Origin of the sequence: Streptomyces taklimakanensis, from assembly GCF_009709575.1 — a bacterium.
Taxonomy (GTDB): Bacteria; Actinomycetota; Actinomycetes; order Streptomycetales; family Streptomycetaceae; genus Streptomyces; species Streptomyces taklimakanensis.
The window spans coordinates 5,456,688-5,473,859 of record NZ_WIXO01000001.1; the positions used below are offsets into that span (position 1 = coordinate 5,456,688).

Genomic DNA, 17,172 nt, shown 5'->3' on the forward strand with positions numbered 1-17,172 from the left:
GCATGCTCTCGCTGACCGTCTTCCTGCCGCTGGCCGCCGCCCTGGTCCTGTCGGCCTGGCGCGGCCTGTCCGAGCCGGCCGTACGGTGGCTGTGGGCGGGGATCTCGGGAGTGGAGCCGGCCCTGGTGGCCGCGTTGTGGATCACCTACGACGGTCCGGGCATCGGCCACGAGACCGACCGGCCGTGGCTCCCCGGAGCAGGCGCGGGCTACCACATCGGCGTCGACGGGCTCTCCCTGCCGCTGCTTGCCCTGACCGCCGTCGTCTTCCTCGCCTGCGCGGTGTACTCGCTGCGGGGCCGCCCCGCACAACGCGACCTCCGCCGCTTCGCCGCCCTCTTCCTGGCTCTTGAGACCACTTGCCTGGGCCTGTTCGCCGCCCTGGACCTGATCCTGTTCTTCGTCTTCTTCGACCTGTCCATCGTCGGCATGTACCTCGTCATCGCCGGCTGGGGGCACGGGGAGCAGGCCGCCCGTTCGGCGTTGAAGTTCTTCCTCTACACCTTCGTCGGCTCCCTCGCGCTGCTGCTGGGCTTCATCGGCCTGTACGCGGCCTCGGACCCGCACACTTTCGACATCACCGAACTGACCGCCGACCCGCCGCTCCAGGGCAGCGGAGCGGCGGGCCCACTGGTGCTGCTGGCCATCGCGGTCGGCCTGGCGGTCAAGACACCCACTTTCCCCTTCCACACCTGGCTGCCCCCGGCCCACACCGACGCGCCCGCCGCCGGATCGGCCGTCCTGGCGGCGATCCTGCTGAAGATGGGCACCTACGGCTTCGTGCGCATCGCCATGCCGATTCTGCCGGAGGCCTGGCGCACCTACGCGATGGTCTTCGTCGTCGTCGGCGTCGTCTCCGCCCTCTACGGAGTCCTGGTCGCCCTGGCGCAGAGCAGCTTCAAACGGATGATCGCCTACACCAGTGTCAACCACATGGGCTACGTCCTGCTGGCCCTGGGCGCGGCCGGACTCGCCGCGGGCACCGACGAGGCCGCCCGCGTCACCGCCGTCACCGGAGCGGTCGTCCAGATGGTCAGCCACGGGCTGATCACCGGGGCCCTGTTCCTGCTGGCCGGAATTCTGATGGACCGCGGCGGCACCTATGAGATGGACGCCTGGGGTGGGCTGGCCGGACCCATGCCGCGGTTCGCCGCGCTGACCGCCGTAGCGGCCTTCGCCGGTCTGGGCCTGCCCGGCTTCAGCGGTTTCATCGCCGAGTTCCAGATCTTCGCCGGGAGTCTGGGGGCCGTACCGGTGGCCACCGCCCTGGCCCTGCTGGGCATCCTGGTTACCGCCGGACTGTTCCTGTGGGCGCTGCACCGGCTCTTCCTCGGGGTCCGGCGCGAACCGAAGCCGGTCGGTGCGGACCTGCGCCCGGCCGAACTGCTGTCCGTGGCGCCGCTGCTGGCGCTGTCGCTGCTCATCGGCGTCCTGCCGCGATGGCTGCTGGACGTGATCGAGCCCGCCGCCCGTACGGTCGTCGACCTGGTCGCGCGGTGAGTGGGGATGCACAAGGAACCGCTCGCCCTCGTCCCCGAGATCCTGCTGCTGATCGGCGCCGTCGCCACCCTGCTGACCGGCTCCTTCCTGCCGCGCGGACGGCAGTGGATCGCCCGCGCGGCGGCCGGGACCATGCTGGCCGCCTCTCTGGTCGCCGCCGCGCTCGCCGCCCCCGGCGCGGACCGCACCGTCTACGCCGGCACCTACGCGCTGGATGGCGCCACCGACGCGGCCCGCGTCATCGTCCCCGCCGCGGCCCTCTCCGTCCTGACACTGGCCTCGGGGCGGGTGCGCGGCGACCGGCGGGAGACCGAGTTCTGCGTGCTGGTGCTGCTCGGCTCGCTCGGCGCCGTGCTCCTGGCGGGCGCGTCCGACCTGCTGCTGCTGGCCGTCGCCTACCTGCTGGCCTCCATCCCCCTGTACGCGCTGGCCGGCTGGGGCCGCGACGCGCGCGGCGCCGAGGCCGCCCTCAAGCTCTACCTGCTCGGCGTCCTGTTGGGCATCACCATGCTGCTGGGCACCGCCGTCCTGTACGGGCTGGGGGGCGCCACCGACTACGCGGCCCTGGCCGAAGGGCTCTCCGGCGCCCCCAGGGCGGCCCTCGCGGTGGGGACGGTGGCGCTGCTGGCCGGCCCGCTGTTCAAGGCCGGCGCGGTTCCCGCCCACTTCTGGGTGCCCGACGCGGTGTCGGGAGCGACGGTGCCGGCCGCCGCTTTCCTCACCACGGTCCCCAAGATCGGCGCGCTGGTCGCCCTGTACCGGGTGCTGACCGTCCTGCCCGAACAGGTCCTCGAATGGCGGGTGCTGCTTGCCGCCGTGGCGGTGTCGACCATGACGCTGGGCAACCTCGCCGCCTTCGCCCAGACCGATCCGCTGCGGCTGCTGGGTTACTCCACCATCAGCCAGGCCGGCTACCTGCTGATGGCCCTCGCCGTCGCGGGGCGCGCCGACGCCCTGCGCTCCCTGCTGCTCTACCTCGCGGCCTACGCCGTCACCAACCTCGGAGCGTTCGCCGTCGCCGCCGCCCTGCCGAACCTGCGCACCCTCGCCGCGTACCGGGGACTGGGACGGCACCGCCCCTGGCTCGCCGCCGCCCTCACCGTCTGCCTCCTGGGTCTGGTGGGCACTCCGCCGACGGCGGTGTTCATGGGCAAGCTGACGGTCTTCTCCGCCACCTGGGACGGCGGCATGGCCTGGCTCGTGGCGATCGCCGCGCTCAACACCCTCGTCAGCCTCTTCTACTACCTGCGCTGGATCGCGCCGGCCCTGTCGATCCACCGTCCCGGTCCGCCCCCGCAGGGCGCCGGGCCGCCCGGTGGGAACGGGGAACAGCGGGAGGTGACGGCGGCGGCCGAGCCCGAGAGCTGGGCGGCGGGTACGGCGGTGGCCGCCGCGTCGGCCACCCTGGTGCTCGGTGCCGGCACGGGATGGGTGCTCGGCCTTCTCTCCGACACCCTCGTACGGTGACCGGGGCATCCCCGGTGCGGGGGTGGTCCAGGACATGCTTCGCAGCTCCTTCCCCGCAGAGCAACGCGGGCCCGTCAGCCCGAGGTGGCCGGGGGCTCGTCACCGGCGTGCCCGCAGTGGCGGTGGGCCTCGGTTGAAGTACTCACCGTGAGGTGCTGCCCACGGCCCAGCAGCTGCGCCACGCCGTATGTCCATGCCGTGGGTCAGGACCGGACGAGCCGCGCGATGGCTGGGACTCCTCGCCCACCTCTTCCCGTGCCGTGTCTCCGCCACGTCCGATGGCCTCGGTGACGCAGCGATTGAGGTGTTCGCCGAGGAGGGCGAGGGCACACGACTGGGGGCCGCGTCGGTCGCGGACACCCGGGTGAGGACATCGACGCGGTAGGTCTCCTGCTCGACCATCAGCTGCGGTCCGCAGTCCTGGTCCTCGATCCTGCGCAGGTGCCTGAGGATGTCGTCCTTGCGCTTCTCGTAACCGGTCAGCGGTGCCTCATCTCGTGAGTGTCCTGCGAGGAAGGGCGTGGATACGGGGATGGGGCCGGGGCTGGGAACCCCGGCCCCTCGATGTGGTGTGGTGCGGAAGGGCGGTGCCGGCGGGCCGCTTCAGGACTGGGCTCGGAAGCGGCGCAGCCGGAGGCTGTTGCCGACGACGAAGATCGAGGAGAAGGCCATCGCTGCTCCCGCGATCATCGGGTTGAGCAGTCCGGCGGCGGCCAGCGGCAGGGCGGCGACGTTGTAGGCGAAGGCCCAGAAGAGGTTGGACCTGATGGTGGACAGGGTCTTGCGGGCGAGCCGGATGGCGTCGGCGGCGGCGCGCAGGTCGCCGCGGACCAGGGTGAGGTCGCCGGCTTCGATGGCGGCGTCGGTGCCGGTGCCCATGGCCAGGCCGAGGTCCGCCTGGGCGAGGGCGGCGGCGTCGTTGACGCCGTCGCCGACCATGGCGACGCTGCGGCCCTCGGCCTGGAGGCGCCTGACGACATCGACCTTGTCCTGGGGCATGACCTCCGCGATCACCTCGTCGATGCCGACCTCCCGGGCGACGGACTCGGCCACGGCCCGGTTGTCGCCGGTGAGCAGGATCGGGGTGAGCCCAAGGGCGCGCAGCCGGGTGATGGCCTCGGTGCTGGTGGGCTTGACGGCGTCGGCGACCTCCAGGACGGCGCGGGCGGCTCCGTCCCAGGCGACGGCGATGGCGGTGCGGCCGACGGCCTCGGCGTCGTTCCGGGCACGGGCGAGGTCGGCGGGCAGCTCGATGGCCCACTGGTCCAGGAGCCGGGTGCGGCCGACGAGGACGGCGTGACCGTTGACGATGCCCTGGACGCCGAGGCCGGGGATGTTCGCGAAGTCCTCCGGAGCGGGCAGGGGGCCGACGCGCTCGGCGGCGCCGTTGGCGACAGCGCGGGCGATGGGGTGCTCGGAGGCGTGCTCCAGGGCGCCGGCCAGGCGCAGCACCTCGCTGTCGTCCTCGCCCTCGGCGGTGTGGACGGCGAGGAGGGTCATCTTTCCGGTGGTGACGGTTCCGGTCTTGTCCAGGACGACGGTGTCCACGGCGCGGGTGGTCTCCAGCACCTCCGGTCCCTTGATGAGGATGCCGAGCTGGGCGCCGCGTCCGGTGCCGACCATCAGGGCGGTGGGGGTGGCCAGGCCCAGGGCGCACGGGCAGGCGATGATCAGGACGGCGACGGCCGCGGTGAAGGCCGCGGTCCAGCCTGCCCCGTTGCCGAGCCAGAAGCCCAGGGTGCCCAGAGCCAGGGTGATAACGACGGGGACGAAGACGGCGGAGATGCGGTCGGCCAGGCGCTGGGCGGCGGCCTTGCCGTTCTGCGCGTCCTCGACCAGCTTGGCCATCCGGGCGAGCTGGGTGTCGGAGCCGACACGGGTGGCCTGCACGACCAGCCGGCCACCGGCGTTGAGGGTGGCGCCGGTGACCGCGTCGCCCACGCCGACCTCGACGGGGACGGACTCACCGGTCAGCATCGAGGCGTCCACGGCCGAGGAGCCCTCGACGACGGTGCCGTCGGTGGCGATCTTCTCGCCGGGGCGGACCAGGAAGCGGTCCCCGACGGCCAGGTCGGCGACGGGGATGAGCTCCTCGCGCCCTCCGCGCAGGACGGTGACCTCCTTGGCGCCCAGCTCCAGCAGGGCGCGCAGGGCGGCGCCGGCCTTGCGCTTGGAGCGGGCCTCGAAGTAGCGGCCGGCCAGGATGAAGGCGGTCACTCCCGCGGCGGCCTCCAGATAGATGTTGGCGGCGCCGTCGGTGCGGGCGATGGTCGGCTCGAAGGGGTGGGTCATGCCGGGTGTTCCGGCGGTGCCGAGGAACAGCGCCCACAGGGACCAGAGGAAGGCGGCCGAGGTGCCCACCGAGATCAGGGTGTCCATGGTGGCCGCGCCGTGCCGGGCGTTGGTAAAGGCCGCCTTGTGGAAGGGCCAGGCGGCGTAGGTGACCACGGGCGCGGCCAGGGCCAGCGACAGCCACTGCCAGTAGGTGAACTGCCAGACCGGGACCATGGCCAGCGCGATGACGGGCACGGCCAGGACCACGGCGGTGAGCAGACGCTGCCGCAGCGGCCGCAGCTCGTCATCCCCGTCTCTTCCGTCCGCGACGGGGGCCGTCTCGCCGGAGCTGCCGGCCGTCTCGCGTTCGGGGGCGGGGGGCGTGGCGGTGTAGCCGGTGGCCTCGATGGTGGCGATCAGATTCTCCACACCGACGCCCTCGCCGAAGGTGACCTTGGCCTTCTCCGTGGCGTAGTTGACGGTGGCGCTCACACCGTCCATGCGGTTGAGCTTCTTCTCGACGCGGGCGGCGCAGGAAGCGCAGGTCATGCCGCCGATGGCGAGTTCGACCTCGGCTGCTTCGCTGGCGGTGGTGGTCATCACTGCTCCTCGGACAGAAGTGACAGGTGCTGAGTGCGGTGTGGGGGACGGAGGGGAGGCCGGGAGTCCGCAGCCGGTGACCGCGCCGGCCGCGGTCGCGCTCCTTGCCCTCGCCGTACGGGAGGGGCGGGTGCCGGGCCCGCCGGACGGGGCCCGGCACTGGGGAGGCGCGGGGTGGAGGCGGGGTCAGGCGGCCCGGCCGGTGAGTTCGTATCCGGCCTCGTCGACGGCCTCGGCGGCCAGTACGCCGTCGAGGTCGCCGATGACCTTGGTGAGGGTGGCCTTGCAGTGGCCGCAGGTCATGCCGGCGACCGCGTAGACCGTGGTGGTGCCCTCGGCGGTGGCGGTCTGGTTGGCGGTGGTCGAGCGGCTTCCGTCGAGGGTGCAGCAGGACGACATGGTGTTCCTCCGGGAGATCTCTTTAATACCCCGGGGGGGTATATGTGGCGTCGTCATGTATACCCCCCTCCCCTATGTTTGGCAAGTCTCCGCCGCCCGCTTGCGTATACCCCCCTGGGGTATATGCTTCCATGTCGAGCCCTGACTGGACAGGGCACGTTCAAGGAGGGTGAGGGCACCATGAACACCACGCTGAAGATCACTGCTTTCACCGCTGTCCTCGCGGCCGCGTTCGGGGCCGCGTACGGGGTGGGGAACGCCGTGGATCCCGTGGATCCCGTCTCCGCCGAACCCGCCCACGCGGCGCACGCCGACCACGGAGCGGACGCGGGCCACCGGGACGCCGCGTCGAGGCACGGAGGAGAAGAAGGGGGCGGCCGCGGGGAGACACGGGTCGGCGGGCTGCAGATCTCCGAAGGTGGCTACACCCTGGGCCTGGACATTCCGCGCGTGAAGGCGGGAGAGGAGACGGAGCTGAGCTTCACCGTCCGGGGCGAGGACGGCCGGCCGCTCACCTCCTACCGCACCGAGCACGGCAAGCAGCTCCATCTGATCCTGGCCTCGCGGGACCTGGCGGTCTACCGCCATTTGCACCCGAAGCGGGCGGCCGACGGCGCCTGGAGCGTCCCGGTGAACCTCCCCGCCGCCGGCGACTACCGCGTCTTCGTCGACTTCGTCCCCGCCGTCAAGGGCGCGAAGCCCCTCACCCTGGGCGCCGATCTCGCCGCCGTCGGCGAGTACGAGCCCGAGGAACTCCCCGAGCCGTCCCGCACCGCCACCGTCGACGGCTACACCGTCATCCTCGACGGCTCCCTGCGCCCCGGCGCGTCCGGCGCCCTCGACCTGAAGGTCGCCAAGGACGGCCGCCCCGTCACCGACCTCCAGCCCTACCTCGGCGCCTACGGTCATCTGGTCGCCCTGCGCGCCGGCGACCTCGCCTACCTCCACGTCCACCCGGGCGGTGAGCCCGGCGACGGCACCACCGAACCCGGACCCACCGTCTCCTTCGCCACCACCGCCCCCAGCAGCGGCTCCTACCGCCTCTTCCTGGACTTCAAGCACGACGGGAAGGTCCGCACCGCCGCCTTCACCGTCACCGCAGGCGCGAAGGCCGGTGAGGAGAAGAAGGACGAAGTAGTCCAGGAGGAAGGCGATGCGCACCAGCACTGACGAGGGCGGCTGAGCGGATCGACCTCTCACCGGCCGTCGTGGGGTTATCGCTCAACGGCCCGGCTCGTGGACTGCTTCTTCGGCCAGGTCTGCCGGGTGCCGTGCGTCGCCCCCGGGAATGATCAGGGTCGGCACGCGGACGGCTCGAAGGTCGGTGATGCTGTGGAAGGCCCGGTCCCGGCCGATGGCGCAGGCTGCGGCGATGCCGGCAGGGTCGGAGCGTGGGATGGCGTCGCGCACCAGGGTGCCGATGACGGGAGCGAGAGTGGGGAGAACGGGTTCCCAGGCAGCCGTGATGCCGTCGGCGCGTACGCGCGCCGCGAAGCCCTCGAAAAACGCCTCCTCCGCCTTCTTGGCCTCATCGTCCTCGATGTCCTCGACGATGTCCTCGACGCTGATCACGATGGCGGTCTGGACGCGGTCGGGGTGCGCGGCGGCTCGCGCAGGGCGATGGTTCCGTCCAGCCCGGTGCCGCCGACAGTGGCACGGGTCAGGCGAAGGCGATCCATGAGCGAGGCGACGTCATCGACGTACTGGTCCCAGGTGTGGCGGGCCGGATCGGTGCGGATGGACCGGCCGTATCCGCGGACATCGGGCAGGATGACGGTGTGGCGGTCGGCGAGCCGCTCGGCCAGGGAAGCAGACCATGGTGGTCCGGTCCGCCGCCGTGCAGCAGTACCAGAGGAGGGCCGGCCCCGGTCGTTCAGGTGTGCAGAGGGCAGCCGTCGTTGCCGTTGTGTGTGAGTGTCCCCATGGAACGCAAAGTACCCGGCGGTGGTACCGGCGAGCCCGGCCCCGCACCCGGTGGGTGCGGGGCCGGATACCGCCTACCTGCGGTAGCCGAGAGTGGTCATCATGCCGGTTTCGGCGTGGTGGACGTTGTGGCAGTGGATCATCCACAGGCCGGGGTTGTCCGCGTCGAAGTCGACGGTGAGGGTCTTGCCCGGCAGGACGACCGCGGTCCCGTCAGACCACGGTCACAGGGTGGCCAGGAGCTCGTTGCACGCCTGCTCACAGCGGCGGCAGGCCTCGGCACAGATGCGGCAGTGCTCGTGCATGTCGGCGTGGCGCTCGCACTCCTCGGCGCAGGACTTGCACACCATGGCGCAGGCCTGGAGCTGGGCGCGGGTGATGTTGGCGTCGTAACCGGTGTGCCGGGACAGGATCTTGCCGGTCGCCTCGCAGATGTCCGCGCAGTCCAGGTTGGTGCGGATGCACTTGCGCAGCTCGGCCACCATGTCCTCCGACAGACAGGCGTCCGCGCACGCCGTACACGCCTGCGAGCAGTCGAAGCACTCGGCGATGCACCGCTCCAGGGCCTCGCGGTCGACGCCGCCGAGGTCGGCCGGGTAGGTCCGCAGCATGTCCCCGACCACCATGGTCATGGGTGTCACCTTTCTTCCGGTCTCTTCTCGCGCATGGGCGCCGGGTGCGGGAGAGGCAGGGAGCCCACGGCGCCACCATGATCGAATAGCACCAAAACAGGTGACGTAAACGGACTATTGCACCCGGTTCAGTGGCGGGGACGACGATCAGCCTCTCCAGGGAAGCCGAACAGCCCACGTGCAGCGCGGCGGTGCCGTCGCGAGGTGCGGCCCACCGCGTCCCTGTCCAACGGCGCCCTCCGGCCGGGCGGACAGATCTCCTGCGGGACGTGTGGCGGGGGTCTCCCACCGGGAGGGCGCCGTGTGCGGAAGCCGGGGCGGCATGTGGCCGCCCCGGCCCGCCGGCGGTTGCTACCTCTGGTCGAGGAGTCTGTTCATCTCCTCGATCTCGGAGCTCTGGGTGGCGATGATGTCGCCGGCCATGGACTTCGCCAGGGCGTGGGAGCCGTTCTTCCGCTCGGCCTCGGCCATGGTCACCGCACCCTCGTGATGCTTGATCATCATTGTCAGGAAGGCGGTGTCGAAGTCCTTGCCCGAGGCCCGCTCCAACTCTTCCATCTCCTTGGGGCTCATCATCCCCTCCATGCCGTAAGTCCCGTGGCCGGAGTGGTCCGTGCCGTCGTTCCCGGCGGGGACCTCCTCACCCCAGGAGGCCAGCCACCCGGTCAGGGTCTTGATCTCCGGGGCCTGGGCCTTCCGAATGGCGGCCGCCAGGTCCTTGACCTCCTGCGAGGAGGCGCGGGTGGCGGCGAGGTCTGCCATCTCCACCGCCTGCCGGTGGTGGGGGATCATCCCTTGGGCGAAGGACACGTCGGCGGCGTTGTGGGTTCCCGTCGAGGCTGGGGCGGAGACGCCGGGTGCGGGATTCTTGCCATGGCCGGAATGTCCGTCAGAGGCGGCATCGCTGCCGCAGCCGGCCAGTACGGCAGCGGCGGTCACGGCGGCCGCCGCGGCGGCGGCGCGGCGCAGGGTGGAACGGTGTGCGGTCATGGTGATGCAACTCCTGCTACGAAAAAGGATGAAAACGGGCGCGATGGGGCGCGCGACCGCTCTCTGTCAGGTCGGCGGTGCGCGGGTGTGCCTATATGCGCAGGAGTTGCAGTTCGCTCAAGGAAGGCGGGGCACGGCCGCCGAGCAAGGCGGCAGGCACCTGCGGTGTGCCGGCCGTATCGGCCGCCGGGGCAGTCGCGACGGGCAGCAGCACAGGCAGCGACGGCCCACTGGAGGTACCGCCGGCCGCGCACGTGGCATCGGCGTGTTCCAGATGCCCGCCGGCCCCGTGCCCGGAGTGCACGCAGGCGTCGCTGCCGAAGCCGCCGACGGCCGTCGGTACGGATATCGCATGCCCTGTGGTGGGTATGGTGCGGGCCGCATCCGGTGCACCGAACGGGCCCAGGCCGTGCATCGCCACCAGCCCCACCAGCACCGCCACCACCAGCAGCCAGGACCGAACCCACGCCTGTGGGGAGCGGGTCGACTGATGTGGCTGCCGGATCACGGAGGCCATCCTACGGGGGTACCACCTGTGTGGTGCGGACACAGTCGTGTGGTGCGCCATCGTGGTCGCTGTGGCCCCTGACGGCCTCGTGCCGATGCCCGACGATCACGCTGTGCTGCTGTGGGGCTGGGCGGCCCTACCCCCTTCGCCCTCGCCTGCCCGGCCGCGGCCATCCGACTCCAGGCCCGCGTGGTGGAGGAGCCGTACCTCAAGGCCGCGCACGGCCCCGTGTACGCGGCCTGCACTGCCCGCACCGGACGCTTCCCGGCATCGGCCGGCACGCCACCTGCCCCTGCCCCGCCCGCACTCCGGGCCGGCCGGTGCCGTCGCGGGCGGGGCCTGACGGCTCCGCGGGCCGCGATCCGCCAGGCTGTATCCGATGACCTCGAAACCTTCCGTGGAGCCGCGCACGACCCGTCCCGCCGCCTACGGCCGGCCGGCGGGGGCGGGGTGTGGTGGTGCGCGATGAGCGAGTTGGCCACCGTGCTGCTGCCGGCCCTGGTTCCGGCCGCGGCGAACCTGACCGGAGGCGCACTCCCCGAAGTCCTGCTCTTCTCGGGACGGTCGCTCAGCGTCGCCCTGCACCTGGCCACCGGCATCGTCATCGCCGTGGTCGGTCTGGAGCTGACGCCCCGTGCGCTGGAGGCCGACCCGGTCCGGGTTCCGATGCCGGCCCTCATCGCCGGCGCCGGACTCTTCCTCGCCGTCGACCGCTTCGCCGGATACCTCCAGGCCTGCGGCACCGCCGGAGGCAGTGCCGCCCCCTACGCCGTCTACGGCGGCACCGCACTGGACCTGTTCGGCGACGGCGTCCTGATCGGTACCGGCACCGTCATCAGTCCCGCCCTCGGCCAGGCATCTGCCGATCCGCCCGAGGGCTTCGCCACCACCGCGGCCCTTCGCGCGCCGGGCCTGCCGCACTGCCCCTTCAGACGCCGCCCGCACCGGCCATATCCCGCCCGCCATCGGCAGCCCCTGTGATACCGGCCTGCCCTGGGCCATCCAACCGAGACCGGAGGCAGCCGGATTCCGCTTGCGCACCTTACGTACATGACACTCCGAGGCCATGTGCCGCACCGGGATTTCCGAGACCAGGCGGTCGCTTTATGCATCTCGTTTCAGAAGGTCGTGATGTTCGGGAAAGCGGCAACCGTCGACCGTCGCCTGCGCTTCCGGCCATCCTGAACCACACGTCCATGCTCGCAGAATCGCGGACTCTGCAGGCCTGTCACACTGAGGTTTTCTCAGCGAAATGATCTACGTGAAGTCGGATGAGGCTCTGGTGTCCGGACGAGTCGGGCAGCTCTGCCCCGGTGGCGGGCGGCGTAGAGCCCCTGGTAGGACGGTTCTCTCTCACAAGAACGTCCTGCGACACCAGAGGCTTCACGTTGGTTCCCCATGTCGCCATGCCCGACGTCCCGCGCCCGGTGGTGGCCTTCCTCGCCCGGCCGCCGGCCGCCCACCGGCGGCGAATCGGCACTCCGCGCGGCTCGCGGGCGCTGGGCCCGTTCCGGCAGGCGGTCCTGGTGCCGCGCTGGTTCCGCCACCATGCGGTTCGGCAACGCCGTGGCTGTGAACACAGGGAACACCTATACGTGGAAGCCCGCGTTGGCCAAGGCCGGCGTCATCCCACCGCGAGCCAAGGGCGCGAAGCAGTGGCAGTGGGAGGCGGCGCCGAAGGACGGCTTCCATGTGCTGCGGCACACCTACGCCTCGCTCATGTTGGAGGCGGGGGAGTCGGGTGCCGACTGAAACTCCCCGGATTCCCCCCCAGGGCGACTCAGGAGTGGTTGCGGCGGGGTTCCCGGTTCGGGGGCCTCCGGAGAAAACCGTGGATTGCAAGGCCGACAGGTCGGATAGCCTGGGGAAATGCTTCCCGAAGTCACCGCCACGCGCTATGTGACGCCCCTGCGCGAGGGCGGTTCGCTACCCGGCCTGGTCGAGGCCGACGACCTGGGCACCTACGTCGTGAAGTTCACCGGCGCCGGGCAGGGCCGCAAGACCCTGGTGGCCGAGGTGTTGTGCGGGCGGCTCGCCCAGCGGCTCGGCCTGCGCGTGCCCGACCTGGTGCGCGTGTGGCTCGACCCGGTGATCGGCCTCGGTGAGCCCGACCAGGAGGTGCAGGAGCTGCTCAAGGCCAGTGGCGGACCGAACCTGGGCATGGACTTCCTGCCCGGCTCGATCGGCTTCGACCCGCTCGCCTACGCGGTGGGCCCCGAGGAGGCCGGGCGCGTGGTGTGGTTCGACGCCCTGGTGGGCAACGTCGACCGCTCCTGGCGCAACCCCAACCTGCTCGTCTGGCACGGCGACCTGTGGCTCATCGACCACGGTGCCGCCCTGATCTGGCACCACAACTGGCCCACCGCCGCCAAGGCGGCCGACAAACCGTACGACGCCTCCGACCACGTGCTCGCGCCCGCCGGCCCCGACGTCGCCGCGGCCGCCGCCGAACTGGCGCCGCGGGTGACGGAGGAGCTGCTGACCGAGTGCGCGGCCGACATCCCCGACGCGTGGCTGGAGGACGAGCCGGGCTTCGACACGCCGGACGCGCTGCGCCGGGCCTACGTGGAGGTGCTGGCGGCCCGGGCGGGTACGGTCCACCGGCGGATCACCCTCGGGGAGCCGAGCCAGGACGGCCCCTCCAGGGCGCCGGGTTGGCTGAGGGACTGGGCCGAGGCCGTGAGCGGGCTGAAGAAGGGCGGACGGACGCGGTGAGGGCACGGACAGTGGAGCGCGCGACGGAGCGCGACGTCTTCGAGTACGCCCTCCTGCGTGTCGTCCCGCGAATCGAGCGCGGGGAGACGATCAACGCCGGAGTGGTCGTCTACTGCCGGGCCCGTTCCTTCGTGGCGGCCCGCACCCATCTGGACGTCGGGCGGCTGCGGGCACTCGATCCGGAGGTCGACGTCGACGGCGTACGGGCTGCTCTGCACGCCGTGGAGTGCGTGTGCCGTGGGGGAGAGGCGGCCGGTCAGGCCGCCGCGGACGATGCCGGACGGCGCTTTCGCTGGCTGGTGGCGCCCCGCTCCACCGTTGTCCAGCCGGGGCCGGTGCACACCGGGCTGACCGCCGATCCCGAGGCGGAGGTCGAGCGCCTGCTGGACCTGCTGGTGCGCTGATCGGAGCGCGCCGCCGAAGGGGCGTACGGCATTCGGCCGCGCGCCCCTTCGGCGTGTTCGGCGCCGGCCCGTCGCGCACGGTCACCCGGCTCCGCGCGCCCCTGGGCCGGGGAACCGACGTGGGGTGGGCCTCACCGGTGCTGCCAGGCGTTGACAGAGCGTGTCCGTGCTTCTAGCGTCACGTCCACCGAAGGTACTAAGCGGTTGCTCACCCACCCGAGCGCGAGGAGAACCAGCATGTCCACCACCGAGCAGCGTGTCGCGATCGTCACCGGCGGAGCCCGCGGCATCGGCGCGGCCACCGCCGTCCGGCTGGCCGCCGAGGGGCGGGCCGTCGCCGTACTCGACCTGGACGAGGCGGCCTGCGAGGACACCGTGGAGAAGATCACCGCGGCGGGCGGCAAGGCCCTCGCGGTCGGCTGCGACGTCTCCGTCACCGAGCAGGTCGAGGCCGCCGTCGCCCGTGTCGCCGAGGAGTTGGGGGCGCCGACCGTCCTGGTCAACAACGCCGGTGTGCTCCGTGACAACCTGCTGTTCAAGATGAGCGACTCCGACTGGGACACCGTGATGAACGTGCACCTGCGCGGTGCCTTCCTGATGTCCCGGGCCTGCCAGAAGCACATGGTCGACGCCGGGTTCGGCCGGATCGTCAACCTCTCCTCCAGCTCGGCGCTCGGCAACCGCGGCCAGGCCAACTACTCCGCCGCCAAGGCCGGCCTCCAGGGCTTCACCAAGACCCTGGCCAAGGAACTCGGAAAGTTCGGCGTCACCGCCAACGCCGTGGCGCCCGGCTTCATCGCCACCGACATGACCGCAGCCACCGCCGCCCGGGTCGGCATGGGCTTCGAGGACTTCCAGAAGGCCGCCGCCTCCCAGATCCCCGTCCAGCGGGTCGGCAGGCCCGAGGACATCGCGAACGCCGTCGCGTTCTTCACCGGTGAGGACGCGGGCTTCGTCTCCGGCCAGGTGCTGTACGTGGCCGGCGGCCCGCTCGACTGACGGTCGGACGGGAAGAACCACCAGGGAACGGAAGAACACATGGCAGTGCAGGACAGCGGCAGGGTCGCCCTGATCACCGGAGCCAGCCGAGGCATCGGCTACGGCATCGCCGAGGCGCTCGTGGCCCGCGGCGACCGGGTGTGCATCACCGGTCGCAACGAGGAGGCGCTGGCGGAGGCCGTCGAACGGCTCGGCTCCGACCGGGCCATCGGCGTGGCCGGGAAGGCGCACGACGAGGCCCACCAGACGGAGGCCGTCGAGCGCACCATGGAGGCGTTCGGCCGGGTCGACCACCTGGTCAACAACGCGGGCACCAATCCGGTCTTCGGCCCGATCGCGGAGCTGGACCTGAACGTGGCCCGCAAGGTCTTCGACACCAACGTGCTCTCGGCGCTCGGCTTCGCCCAGCGCACCTGGGCGGCCTGGCAGAAGGAGCACGGCGGCACCGTCGTCAACATCGCCTCCATCGCCGGGCTGTCCGCCTCGCCCTTCATCGGCGCCTACGGCATCAGCAAGGCCGCGATGGTCAACCTCACCCTCCAGCTCGCGCACGAGTTCTCGCCGGGCGTGCGGGTCAACGCCATCGCCCCGGCCGTGGTGAAGACGAAGTTCGCCGCGGCCCTCTACGAGGGGCGCGAGGAGGAGGTCGTCAGGCGCTACCCGATGGGACGGCTCGGCGTACCCGAGGACATCGGGGGAGCGGCGGCCTTCCTCACCTCCGACGCGTCGGGATGGATCACCGGCCAGACCCTGGTGGTGGACGGCGGCATGTTCCTCAACGCCGGGGTGGAGTGAGCACACGGTCACGCCGGAGTGACACCGGGAGGGGGGTTCCGCCGTCATATGCCCTCACAACGGGGCGCAAGGCGGCGGAACCCCCTTTTCGTGCGCTTCCGTGTGGCCTCCGCGCGGTGTGGGGAACCTCCCGATCTTGCCCGGTCCAGGAGCCTGTCAGGTCCCTCACATGCTGCGGTAAGGTCTGCCACGTCGTCGGTACGACAGGCCCGTTGGACCTCTGTCGCGGGCGCGGACGCCCACGCGCGCCGCGGTGCGCGCTCCGCCTCGTCGGCCGGCAAATCCCCCCAGCCCCCCAGGCACTAGTGGCATCGCCGACCGAGGAGCGTACAAGTGTTCAGCCAGGACAAGCCTCTGAAGGGCGCAACCGTGCTGGTGACAGTGACCCTGCTCGCCGGATGCGGCTCGCTGCTCGGAGAGGGCGAGACCGAGGAGGCGATCGTGGTCGGCACGACCAGCACGCCGAGCACCCTCGATCCGGCCGGTGCCTGGGACGGCTCCTGGGAGCTGTTCCGGAACGTCTACCAGACGCTGTTGCACTTCCCGAACTCCAGCGGCACCCCCGAGCCCGACGCGGCGCAGCGCTGCGGCTTCACCGACACCGTCAGCAGCGTCTACCGGTGCGTGCTGAAGAAGGACCTGAAGTTCTCGGGCGGCGGCGCGCTGAACGCCGAAGCCGTCAAGTACTCCTTCGAGCGCACGCTGGACATCAAGGCCGACACCGGACCGGCCCAGTTGCTGCAGAGCATCGACCGCATCGAGACCTCGGGTGAGCGGACGATCATCTTCCATCTCAAGCGTCCGGACGCCACCTTCCCGCTGGTGCTCGCCACCCCGGCCGCCTCCATCGTCGATCCCGCCGTCTACCCGGCCGACCGGCTCCTGGAATCGGACAAGATCAGCGGCTCCGGTCCGTACCGCCTGGAGAGCTACCAGGACGGCGAGCGCGCCGAACTGGTGAAGAACGGGAGCTACGACGGCTCCGCCAAGGTCAAGAACAACGCCGTCACCGTCCGGTACTTCAAGGAGTCGGAGGAGATGGTCGAGGAGTTCAAGAAGGGCGACCTCGACCTGACCTACCGCGGTCTGACTCCGGAGCAGATCACCGAGTTCGAGAAGAACCGCACCGACTACCCGGACATCAAGCTCAGCGAGGTCTACGGCACCGAGATCCGTTACCTGGTGTTCAACCCGCAGCACGAGGCGGTCTCCAACCCCGCCGTCCGCAGGGCCGTCGCGCAGGTCATCGACCGCAAGGCGCTGGTCCGCAACGTCTACAAGCGCACCGCCGCCCCGCTGTACTCCATGGTCCCCGGCGGGATCACCGGCCACACCAGCGCCTTCTACGAGAAGTACGGCGAGCCGGACGTGGAGAAGGCGAAGCAGACCCTCGCCCAGGCCGGGATCACCGAGAAGGTCCGGCTGACCCTGTGGTACGCCACCGACCGCTACGGGGCCGTCACCGCCGAGGAGTTCGGCGAGATCAAGCGGCAGTTGGAGGCCTCCGGGCTGTTCGAGGTCACCCTGGAGGGCCGGGGGTGGCGCGAGCTGCAGAAGGGGATAGCCGAGGGCGAGTACCCGGTGTTCGGCCGTGGCTGGTTCCCCGACTTCCCGGACGCCGACAACTACATCTCGCCGTTCGTCGGCAAGGAGAACGCCCTGGGCGCCCCGTACGAGGACAAGGTCCTGACCGGAACCCTGCTGCCCAGGTCCCGCAAGGAGAGCGACCGGGGCGCGGTCAGCGACGACTTCGGCAAGGCCCAGGAGATCCTCGCGGAGGACGCCCGCCTGCTGCCCCTGTGGCAGGGCAAGCTGTACATCGCCGCGCACGAGGACATCGCCGGCGTGGAGTGGTGCATCGACTCCTCGACGATCATGCGGCTGTGGGAGCTGGACCGCAAGAAGAGCTGGTGACGTCGGTGGCGCCCGCGTCGGCGGGCGACTGTCGGTGCCCACCGGTACGTTCT

The 17,172-nt window shown here is 71.3% G+C and carries 17 protein-coding genes and 2 pseudogenes; 10 read left to right on the forward strand and 9 right to left on the reverse strand.

Going from position 1 to position 17,172, the window contains the following annotated elements:
- The first annotated feature begins 2 nt into the window (after positions 1–2).
- Together F0L17_RS24005 and F0L17_RS24010 are read left to right on the forward strand one after the other, a co-directional pair.
- Complete coding sequence (locus F0L17_RS24005; protein ID WP_155072663.1) at positions 3–1,499, forward strand: complex I subunit 4 family protein; 1,497 nt, start codon at positions 3–5, stop codon at positions 1,497–1,499.
- Between the two features lie 6 nt (positions 1,500–1,505).
- Entirely contained in the window at positions 1,506–2,966 is a 1,461-nt protein-coding gene (locus tag F0L17_RS24010) for an NADH-quinone oxidoreductase subunit N (RefSeq protein ID WP_155072664.1), read from the forward strand.
- 99 nt (positions 2,967–3,065) lie between these two features.
- On the opposite strand, the gene F0L17_RS24015 is transcribed toward F0L17_RS24010, so the two are convergent.
- From F0L17_RS24015 to F0L17_RS24025, 3 genes are all read right to left on the reverse strand, one after another.
- On the reverse strand, positions 3,066–3,368 hold the full coding sequence (locus F0L17_RS24015; RefSeq protein ID WP_238419574.1) for a hypothetical protein: 303 nt from the start codon (positions 3,366–3,368) through the stop codon (positions 3,066–3,068).
- A 201-nt stretch (positions 3,369–3,569) separates the two neighbouring features.
- Complete coding sequence (locus F0L17_RS24020; RefSeq protein WP_155072665.1) at positions 3,570–5,840, reverse strand: heavy metal translocating P-type ATPase; 2,271 nt, start codon at positions 5,838–5,840, stop codon at positions 3,570–3,572.
- A 186-nt stretch (positions 5,841–6,026) separates the two neighbouring features.
- Entirely contained in the window at positions 6,027–6,239 is a 213-nt protein-coding gene (locus F0L17_RS24025) for a heavy-metal-associated domain-containing protein (RefSeq protein WP_155072666.1), read from the reverse strand.
- 180 nt (positions 6,240–6,419) lie between these two features.
- On the opposite strand from F0L17_RS24025, the gene F0L17_RS24030 reads away from it, so the two are divergent.
- Positions 6,420–7,409: a hypothetical protein gene (locus F0L17_RS24030; protein WP_155072667.1), complete on the forward strand. Its 990-nt coding sequence runs from the start codon at positions 6,420–6,422 to the stop codon at positions 7,407–7,409.
- A gap of 51 nt (positions 7,410–7,460) precedes the next feature.
- Here the strand turns inward: F0L17_RS24030 and F0L17_RS27835 are convergent, their stop codons facing one another.
- The 6 genes and pseudogenes from F0L17_RS27835 to F0L17_RS24055 form a co-directional block, all read right to left on the reverse strand.
- Positions 7,461–7,811, reverse strand: a complete 351-nt coding sequence (locus F0L17_RS27835) for a hypothetical protein (protein ID WP_238419583.1) — start codon at positions 7,809–7,811, stop codon at positions 7,461–7,463.
- Positions 7,808–8,131: an alpha/beta fold hydrolase gene (locus F0L17_RS28385; protein ID WP_338018288.1), complete on the reverse strand. Its 324-nt coding sequence runs from the start codon at positions 8,129–8,131 to the stop codon at positions 7,808–7,810. The genes F0L17_RS27835 and F0L17_RS28385 overlap by 4 nt, the downstream gene beginning before the upstream one ends.
- A gap of 105 nt (positions 8,132–8,236) precedes the next feature.
- Positions 8,237–8,371 (reverse strand): annotated as a pseudogene (locus F0L17_RS24040) (multicopper oxidase domain-containing protein); the annotation flags it as partial.
- A gap of 15 nt (positions 8,372–8,386) precedes the next feature.
- Positions 8,387–8,794 (reverse strand): four-helix bundle copper-binding protein, encoded by a 408-nt coding sequence (locus F0L17_RS24045; protein WP_155072668.1) that lies wholly within the window; start codon positions 8,792–8,794, stop codon positions 8,387–8,389.
- A 351-nt stretch (positions 8,795–9,145) separates the two neighbouring features.
- Positions 9,146–9,784 (reverse strand): DUF305 domain-containing protein, encoded by a 639-nt coding sequence (locus tag F0L17_RS24050; RefSeq protein ID WP_155072669.1) that lies wholly within the window; start codon positions 9,782–9,784, stop codon positions 9,146–9,148.
- Positions 9,785–9,875: 91 nt separating this feature from the next.
- Positions 9,876–10,301, reverse strand: a complete 426-nt coding sequence (locus tag F0L17_RS24055) for a DUF6153 family protein (protein WP_238419590.1) — start codon at positions 10,299–10,301, stop codon at positions 9,876–9,878.
- Between the two features lie 456 nt (positions 10,302–10,757).
- Between F0L17_RS24055 and F0L17_RS24060 the strand changes: the two genes are divergently transcribed.
- The 7 genes and pseudogenes from F0L17_RS24060 (at position 10,758) to F0L17_RS24090 (ending at position 17,119) form a co-directional block, all read left to right on the forward strand.
- Positions 10,758–11,273 (forward strand): ZIP family metal transporter, encoded by a 516-nt coding sequence (locus F0L17_RS24060; RefSeq protein WP_155072670.1) that lies wholly within the window; start codon positions 10,758–10,760, stop codon positions 11,271–11,273.
- A 564-nt stretch (positions 11,274–11,837) separates the two neighbouring features.
- A pseudogene (locus tag F0L17_RS24065) lies at positions 11,838–12,032 on the forward strand (site-specific integrase); the annotation flags it as partial.
- A 129-nt stretch (positions 12,033–12,161) separates the two neighbouring features.
- Positions 12,162–13,007, forward strand: a complete 846-nt coding sequence (locus F0L17_RS24070; RefSeq protein WP_155072671.1) for a HipA family kinase — start codon at positions 12,162–12,164, stop codon at positions 13,005–13,007.
- Positions 13,004–13,411, forward strand: coding sequence for a DUF3037 domain-containing protein (locus tag F0L17_RS24075; protein ID WP_338018200.1), 408 nt, complete (start codon positions 13,004–13,006; stop codon positions 13,409–13,411). The genes F0L17_RS24070 and F0L17_RS24075 overlap by 4 nt, the downstream gene beginning before the upstream one ends.
- A gap of 237 nt (positions 13,412–13,648) precedes the next feature.
- Positions 13,649–14,410, forward strand: a complete 762-nt coding sequence (gene fabG, locus F0L17_RS24080) for a 3-oxoacyl-ACP reductase FabG (RefSeq protein ID WP_155072672.1) — start codon at positions 13,649–13,651, stop codon at positions 14,408–14,410.
- Between the two features lie 39 nt (positions 14,411–14,449).
- Positions 14,450–15,205, forward strand: a complete 756-nt coding sequence (locus F0L17_RS24085) for an SDR family oxidoreductase (RefSeq protein WP_155072673.1) — start codon at positions 14,450–14,452, stop codon at positions 15,203–15,205.
- Between the two features lie 333 nt (positions 15,206–15,538).
- Positions 15,539–17,119 carry an ABC transporter substrate-binding protein gene (locus F0L17_RS24090; protein ID WP_162466634.1) on the forward strand — a complete coding sequence of 527 codons (1,581 nt, stop codon included), beginning with the start codon at positions 15,539–15,541 and terminating at the stop codon, positions 17,117–17,119.
- The last annotated feature ends 53 nt before the right edge of the window (positions 17,120–17,172 follow it).

Excerpts from the sequence above, each read along its gene's own strand:
- F0L17_RS24030 (WP_155072667.1), top strand. The coding sequence starts at position 6,420 with ATGAACACCACGCTGAAGATCACTGCTTTCACCGCTGTCCTCGCGGCC.
- F0L17_RS24005 (WP_155072663.1), top strand. The coding sequence starts at position 3 with ATGCTCTCGCTGACCGTCTTCCTGCCGCTGGCCGCCGCCCTGGTCCTG.
- fabG (WP_155072672.1), top strand. The coding sequence starts at position 13,649 with ATGTCCACCACCGAGCAGCGTGTCGCGATCGTCACCGGCGGAGCCCGC.
- F0L17_RS24010 (WP_155072664.1), top strand. The coding sequence starts at position 1,506 with ATGCACAAGGAACCGCTCGCCCTCGTCCCCGAGATCCTGCTGCTGATC.
- F0L17_RS24060 (WP_155072670.1), top strand. The coding sequence starts at position 10,758 with ATGAGCGAGTTGGCCACCGTGCTGCTGCCGGCCCTGGTTCCGGCCGCG.
- F0L17_RS24085 (WP_155072673.1), top strand. The coding sequence starts at position 14,450 with ATGGCAGTGCAGGACAGCGGCAGGGTCGCCCTGATCACCGGAGCCAGC.
- F0L17_RS24015 (WP_238419574.1), bottom strand. The coding sequence starts at position 3,368 with ATGGTCGAGCAGGAGACCTACCGCGTCGATGTCCTCACCCGGGTGTCC.
- F0L17_RS24055 (WP_238419590.1), bottom strand. The coding sequence starts at position 10,301 with ATGGCCTCCGTGATCCGGCAGCCACATCAGTCGACCCGCTCCCCACAG.
- F0L17_RS24070 (WP_155072671.1), top strand. The coding sequence starts at position 12,162 with ATGCTTCCCGAAGTCACCGCCACGCGCTATGTGACGCCCCTGCGCGAG.
- F0L17_RS24050 (WP_155072669.1), bottom strand. The coding sequence starts at position 9,784 with ATGACCGCACACCGTTCCACCCTGCGCCGCGCCGCCGCCGCGGCGGCC.
- F0L17_RS24025 (WP_155072666.1), bottom strand. The coding sequence starts at position 6,239 with ATGTCGTCCTGCTGCACCCTCGACGGAAGCCGCTCGACCACCGCCAAC.
- F0L17_RS24020 (WP_155072665.1), bottom strand. The coding sequence starts at position 5,840 with ATGACCACCACCGCCAGCGAAGCAGCCGAGGTCGAACTCGCCATCGGC.
- F0L17_RS24045 (WP_155072668.1), bottom strand. The coding sequence starts at position 8,794 with ATGACCATGGTGGTCGGGGACATGCTGCGGACCTACCCGGCCGACCTC.